Annotated in this window: 8 protein-coding genes; all 8 read right to left on the bottom strand. The window is 40.4% G+C overall.

Going from position 1 to position 6,054, the window contains the following annotated elements; genetic code table 11:
• Window positions 1–990, bottom strand: a 990-nt coding sequence (locus AC220I_RS16910; protein ID WP_486725041.1) for an NAD(P)-dependent oxidoreductase, incomplete at its 3' end; no start/stop codon positions are given.
• A complete protein-coding gene (gene hemA / locus AC220I_RS16905) occupies window positions 983–2,221 on the bottom strand; it encodes a glutamyl-tRNA reductase (RefSeq protein ID WP_486725040.1) in 1,239 nt (412 codons plus the stop codon). The genes AC220I_RS16910 and hemA, both read right to left, overlap by 8 nt.
• 24 nt (window positions 2,222–2,245) lie before the next feature.
• Window positions 2,246–3,037 carry an energy-coupling factor ABC transporter ATP-binding protein gene (locus AC220I_RS16900; protein WP_486725039.1) on the bottom strand — a complete coding sequence of 264 codons (792 nt, stop codon included), beginning with the start codon at window positions 3,035–3,037 and terminating at the stop codon, window positions 2,246–2,248.
• A gap of 21 nt (window positions 3,038–3,058) precedes the next feature.
• A complete protein-coding gene (gene cbiQ / locus AC220I_RS16895) occupies window positions 3,059–3,736 on the bottom strand; it encodes a cobalt ECF transporter T component CbiQ (protein WP_486725038.1) in 678 nt (225 codons plus the stop codon).
• Window positions 3,733–4,041, bottom strand: coding sequence for an energy-coupling factor ABC transporter substrate-binding protein (locus AC220I_RS16890; protein WP_486725037.1), 309 nt, complete (start codon window positions 4,039–4,041; stop codon window positions 3,733–3,735). The genes cbiQ and AC220I_RS16890 overlap by 4 nt, the downstream gene beginning before the upstream one ends.
• Window positions 4,041–4,730 carry an energy-coupling factor ABC transporter permease gene (locus AC220I_RS16885; protein ID WP_486725036.1) on the bottom strand — a complete coding sequence of 230 codons (690 nt, stop codon included), beginning with the start codon at window positions 4,728–4,730 and terminating at the stop codon, window positions 4,041–4,043. Before AC220I_RS16885 ends, AC220I_RS16890 begins: the two co-directional genes overlap by 1 nt.
• Window positions 4,727–5,497 (bottom strand): precorrin-6A/cobalt-precorrin-6A reductase, encoded by a 771-nt coding sequence (locus AC220I_RS16880; RefSeq protein WP_486725035.1) that lies wholly within the window; start codon window positions 5,495–5,497, stop codon window positions 4,727–4,729. Before AC220I_RS16880 ends, AC220I_RS16885 begins: the two co-directional genes overlap by 4 nt.
• Window positions 5,494–6,054: precorrin-3B C(17)-methyltransferase (locus AC220I_RS16875; RefSeq protein WP_486725034.1), on the bottom strand; the 561-nt coding region annotated here is incomplete at its 5' end. The genes AC220I_RS16875 and AC220I_RS16880, both read right to left, overlap by 4 nt.

The raw sequence follows: 6,054 nt of genomic DNA, 5'->3' as shown, positions 1-6,054 counted from the left end.
TTTCAAAAGTTGAAAGAGTCTTCGTTTGCTGCCAGTACCTATTCTTGCCCCTTGTGGTAGATCATCAAGGGTGTGGTAGCCCTCCTTGAGTGCGAGAATGTCTCTAGGATCTTCTCGTTTAGGTGTTTTTGAAAAGGCAAGTGGCAAGCCTTGATCACTTGGCATATCCTTCATGCTATGGACTGCAATGTCAATATGACCATCGAGTAACTGCTGTTCGATTTCTTTTACAAAGAGGCCTTTATCGCCAATTTTATCGAGTGAGATATTTTGTATTTCATCTCCCTTAGTGGAGATAATGACCGTTTCAAAATTCAAGCGGTGATCAAGCGCTCTTAAAGAGGCTATTACCCAATCTGTTTGTGCTCTTGCAAGTCGACTTCCACGTGTCCCTACTTTAATGGTTTTCATCTCTAGTTTCCTTTCGAGTTCTTCTATCGTCATTGTTTTAATCGCTTCATAGGTAAGCCCATCGGCGGTCAAGTCTCTTCTGTATTTTTTTAGAAAGTTCAATTTTTCTTTAAGTGCTGGAGATATTACTGAAGCAACTTGCTCAATCAGGAGTTTGCTTCCCCATGGGGACCCCTTGCTGGAGACTGCTATGGTAAATGCCTTTTCAACATGGGTCATCATATCTGAAAAACTGCCGTGCTTAAAATCATCCGTACGGTTTATAAGCTTGCCATATTGCTTACAGGTTTCACTAACTGCATGATTGACTTCAGGCTGGTTGGTACAAGCATAAATCAAATGCATGGTCATAAAATGTGAATGATGCTTTAAAATGTAAGCTTCAAAGGTCATGGCTATATGATGGATTTTATGATTTTGCACAAGTTCAGTAAATTCTATACACAGGTCTGGGGATAAAATCGTCAGTGAGGCACACTTATCCACATAGGCCAAAGCTTTTCGATATCCAATTTTGCCACCACCAACGATGAGGAGGTTTAAATGATCTGTATGAATCAAAAGGGGTTTATCATTCATAGCCGAAAAGCTCCTTCAATAATTGTACACTGTGCTCGCGTTTAACAGAGTTGTCCATATTCTTTAGGGTTTCAAGCGGTTTCTTGATCATTTTCTTAAGTGCAGATTCAAGTTGTTTATCAAGGACCTGTTTGATGTCATCATCTGACAAGTCCATTTTACGTGAGAGAATTTCTAAAGTCTGCCCCTTGATTTCGCTTATGGATTCGTTCCAAGATTTTAGGAGGTCATCTACTTTAGTCGCCTCAATCCATTTGAGACACTCATTTGATTTGTGAAAAATCAAATCATCTACCTGGTGTACCAGGGCTTGTCGCTTCAGAAGATTTTCTTCCGAGACTTCTTTAAGCGCATCCACATCCCAAGCGGTTACTTCAGACATTTCATAGACGCTTTGCTCACAGTCACGAGGCATGGCAAGGTCTACAATCACGGGGTTCAACGTCTCAAAGGCCAAGAGAGCCTTTCTAATCACAGGGTGTGGAGCAGAGGTAGAAGTAATGATAAGGTGACTCTTATTGATGGCGTCGTAGCGATCATCAAAGGGCACAATTCTAATTTTATCATGATCCAAAATTTCTTGAGGTAATTTTTCTGGGTTACGAACGGCGATATAGATGGTTTTAAAAGGGCTCTCAAAGAGGTATTTTATAGCGAGGTTGCCCATTTTACCAAGACCGACCATGGTAATGACCGTTTCATCAGTGAAGGTGAGTGCTGATTTGGCCTTTTTGATCCCGATGTAGCTCAATGAAAGCGGAGACTCGGATATCTTAAGCTCTGTTTTAATGCGCTTGGAAAAAGAGACCGCCTCTCTAAAGAGTTTGTTTAATATTTTGCCGCTACAGAGACAGTCCGAGGACAGTGTCAGTGCATTCTTTGTTTGACCAAGGATTTGATCCTCGCCAAGAACTGCTGAATCCAGTCCAGATGAGACCTTAAAGAGGTGGTCAATTACCAAAAAACCACTTTTTTGATAAAGGTGGGCCTCAAGGTCGAAGCTGTGTTTTAAGTGTTTTAATATTTTATGTTCAATGGCTTCAAAATCATCCATTTGTGTGACGTAGTAAATTTCAAAACGGCCACAGGTCCCAAGGACGACCGTCTCCACAGCCCCCATCTTGATGATGTGCTGCATAAGTTCTATCTTTTGTTCATCTGAAATTGCAATTTTTTCCCGCTCAGCCACAGTGGCTGATTGGTGGTTTAGTCCAATGATCCCAATCTGCATAATTACCTCCTAAAGACCAGTGTTTTATAGCTCTGATTGTAAGAGCGCCTTGACTTCTCTTGTTTTCATACCGAGTTTGCCAGCCAGCTTAACAAGCAAGGGCATTTCCAAGTGCGCCTTTTTTAATTTAACTTCGTTTGTCATAACTGAATCCACAGGACCTTCACAGATGAAGGTGCCTTCATGCATGATATAGACATAATCACAGAGTTCATAAATCATATCCATATTATGGCTTGAAATGATGATTTTTTTGCCTGACTCAGAGAGTGACCTCAGGAGCATAATCATCTCTTGCCTCATTTTAGGATCAAGGCCGGTTTCAGGTTCATCCAGAAGCAGTACATTACAAGAGAGTGCAAGGACCCCTGCGATTGCAACACGCTTCTTTTGACCGAAACTTAAATATTGAACAGGCTTTGAAGCAAATGATTCTGCTTTAACAGCGCTGATGCATTCATTTGTGATTTTTTGGATTTCAGTTTCTGAATACCCCAAATTTTTAGGGCCAAGAGCAATATCATCAAAAACAGAGCTATAAAAAATCTGTCTCTCAGGATCTTGCATGACGAGATTGATGGTTCTTCTCAATTTTTTTAGAGATTTTTTATCAAATGAAATGGCTTGTTCTTCAATGAAGAGCTGTCCGGACTGTGGTTTTAAAAGGCCAAGCAAACACTTAAAAAACGTCGATTTGCCAGCACCGTTTTCACCGATGACACCAATGATTTTTCCATGATCTGCGCTAAATGAGACATCTTCGATGCCCTTTGCCCCATCCTCATAATGATAGGTCAATTTATCCGTTTTTAACATGAGTTTCTCCTGTTTTGGTTATTATAGGTCATCAAAGTTCTGTCTAAGCTCAAGTGCTTGACTGAGGTCTTCGTAACGTTTAAAGGTTTTGAGCAAAAGACTTTGAATCATCATGCCCATGGTTTGAAAGGCATTCTTAATGGAAATATAGCCAAATCTCATATCACCGGCAATGACGAGGTCCAGTGCCTCTTCAATTAAAATAAAAATAAATCGGTAGGTGAGGACAAACAACTCGATGAATTCTTCTGGAAAATGCATGAGCTTAAGCCATTTCATAAAGTGCCCCATGGGTACTGTGGTACTGATACAAAAAATCATCGAAATGCCACAGAGGGATCTTAAAAAGGTTTCAAGGGCCAAAACCAGATTGGCTTTGCTGATAAAAAGGAATATGGAACCAATATTCACCTTAAAAACCACATCAGCTGGCAGAGACTTTCCCAATGAAACCATAATGACAATTGTTGATGTGATGACAAAAAACATAGGAATGCTGAGCAGTTTCAATAGGCTCTTAAGGTTTAATGAGGTCGTCATGAGCATCCATAAAATTGAGATTCCCAAAAAAGCAAGGTAAAGGTCCTTGCTATTTACAAAAATGCTGAAAATCAAGGCACCCAATATCAGTGAGATTCGCGTTTTTGGATAGAAGTCCTTTACTTTGCTCGTATGCGCAATTGCATCTAAATTGATCATTTGTTTTTACCTTTCATATAGCCAAGATAATAAGCAATGGTTGAGGAACCTGCCACTGCCAAAAGTGTAAACATGAGACTTTCAATCTCACCACTTGGCGGTTGCCAAATCGGTTCAAACCATGGGGTATAGGATGGTGAAATTTCATTGATTGTTAGTTCTGCATTACCGTCAGAACCACCATATTCTGCCCCGGGATTAAGCAAGAGTGGCACAATGATGAGGAGTGCAAATAAAATCAAGAGAATGATGTTTTGCGTTTTAACTTTAGATGCCCTTGGTTTTTCATATGCGATCGATTTCATCACAAGCTCCTTTCCACTAGCGGTAATTGTTTAGACTCTACGATTAGGTTGAAAACAATGACCGTTAAAATACCTTCACCAATTGCAATTGGTAATTGAGTTGTCATGAAGACCCCCATAAATTTTAGCATAGACCCCATGAGGTCGCCATTTGAAAAAGCAGCACCAAGCTGAATACTGGTCACCAAATAGGTCATTAAGTCGCCAATCACAGCAGCAATGAAGATGCTGACTTTTCGATTGACCTTGAGCTTTTTCAAAAGTCTATAGATACCATATGATACAAGTGGCCCAACAACTGCCATTGAAGTGGCATTGGCACCAAGTGTTGTAAGACCGCCATGAGCAATTAAAAGTGCCTGTAGGATTAAAACAATCGTACCGATGGCAATCATAGGCAATGGTCCAAGTAGTATGGCCCCAAGCCCCATTCCCGTAGGATGCGAGCAACTGCCAGCAATAGATGGGATTTTAAGGGATGATAATGTAAAGGCAAAAGCTGCCATAAGGGCAAATAATAATTTTGAATCCGTATCTTCTTTAAAGCGCTTTTTAATGGAAATCATGCTCACCACAAAAAACGGTATAAAGATCAAATACCAAATGAGCGCCCAAGTCTTAGGCAAGAACCCTTCTGCAATGTGCATTGCGATTGAGTTTGAAAAAATGGGTGTAATAAATGAAATCATAATGAGACCTCCGATTTTAAGCAATCCTCAAGCATTCTGTTAAGCGAGACGATGTCTGAACAAATATTCATATCCTTTTGAATGTGTGGTTGGATACAAATAGGTTTTACACTTGTATTTTTAAGAGAATCAACGTTTTGTTTAAAAGCGCTTCCAGTACCGGAATTTTTAAAGACAAAATAGTCAATCTCGAAATCTCTAAATAGGGTTTGATTAAGCTCTATGGAACAGGGTGCCTTTATAGCCACAATATTTTCCACAGGAATATTCTCATCAAGGCATATTTTCAAAGACTCCAGTGAGGGCATAATTCTAAAATAGAGTTGATTTACATTGAAGGCTGCTTTCCATTCGCGAATGTGCTTGATACCTGTGATCAATATATGCGTATTTGTGTCTGAATTTTTTTTAACGTGATCAATTGCCTTTGCCATGCTTTCAAATGTCGGCAATGAAACGTCGAGGTCGACTGTTCTTTGATACAAGATATAATTTATTTTTAGTCTTGATGCGACACCTCTCGCAAGTTGTTTGACGAGAGCGGCATGAGGATGTGTTGCATCAATAATAAGTGTAATTTGGTTTTCGACGATGAAGGCTTCAAGCGAAGCATCATCAAACTTCGTAACGATGCACTGCTTGGATAAATGACCATATAAGTCAGCCCCAAATTCTGTGGTGACAGAAATGATGTAGTTTAAATTAAGTTTATTAAGGAGTGAACACACTTGAGTTGTCTCATGTGTGCCCCCCAGTACTAAAATCATACGTGATATCCCCTTGGTGTAACCATCTTTCCATGGATGACCTTAGTGGCTTGATTGCCGACGATAACCATAGAGGTCATATCGATGAGGTCATAATCCACTTCATCTATTTTAAAGATATAAGAAGCTTCTTCTTGTCGGCTAGCATCTTTAACCACACCCACAAGGATGTGATCGCCTTGAATGGCTTTGATGTGGTCCAGCGCAACCTTGATGTGGTCCTTACGACCGTGGCTTTTGGGATTATAGAAGCAGATGACGAAATCGCCATGTGCTGCGTGTTTTACGCGCTCCATAATGAGGTCGTAAGGGGTCAACAAATCACTTAAGCTAATATGGCAGTAATCATGCATAAGTGGTGCTCCTAAACATGCAGCACTTGCACTTGAAGCAGTAATGCCTGGAATGACCTTGATGACATCCTCTTCATTTGATAATTCATAAATGAGTCCAGCCATGCCATAAACGCCTGCATCACCACTGCTGATCACCGATACGACTTTACCTGTTCTTGAAAGTGCAATGGCTTCCTTGCAGCGTTCAACTTCTCCACGCAT

It is taken from the genome of Fusibacter sp. (assembly GCF_057447755.1).
The sequence above is the reverse complement of the archived record's forward strand: the minus strand, read 5'-3'. Positions and strand labels throughout refer to the sequence as shown.

Excerpts from the sequence above, each read along its gene's own strand:
- AC220I_RS16885 (WP_486725036.1), bottom strand. The coding sequence starts at position 4,730 with ATGATTTCATTTATTACACCCATTTTTTCAAACTCAATCGCAATGCAC.
- cbiQ (WP_486725038.1), bottom strand. The coding sequence starts at position 3,736 with ATGATCAATTTAGATGCAATTGCGCATACGAGCAAAGTAAAGGACTTC.
- AC220I_RS16890 (WP_486725037.1), bottom strand. The coding sequence starts at position 4,041 with ATGAAATCGATCGCATATGAAAAACCAAGGGCATCTAAAGTTAAAACG.
- AC220I_RS16880 (WP_486725035.1), bottom strand. The coding sequence starts at position 5,497 with ATGATTTTAGTACTGGGGGGCACACATGAGACAACTCAAGTGTGTTCA.
- AC220I_RS16900 (WP_486725039.1), bottom strand. The coding sequence starts at position 3,037 with ATGTTAAAAACGGATAAATTGACCTATCATTATGAGGATGGGGCAAAG.
- hemA (WP_486725040.1), bottom strand. The coding sequence starts at position 2,221 with ATGCAGATTGGGATCATTGGACTAAACCACCAATCAGCCACTGTGGCT.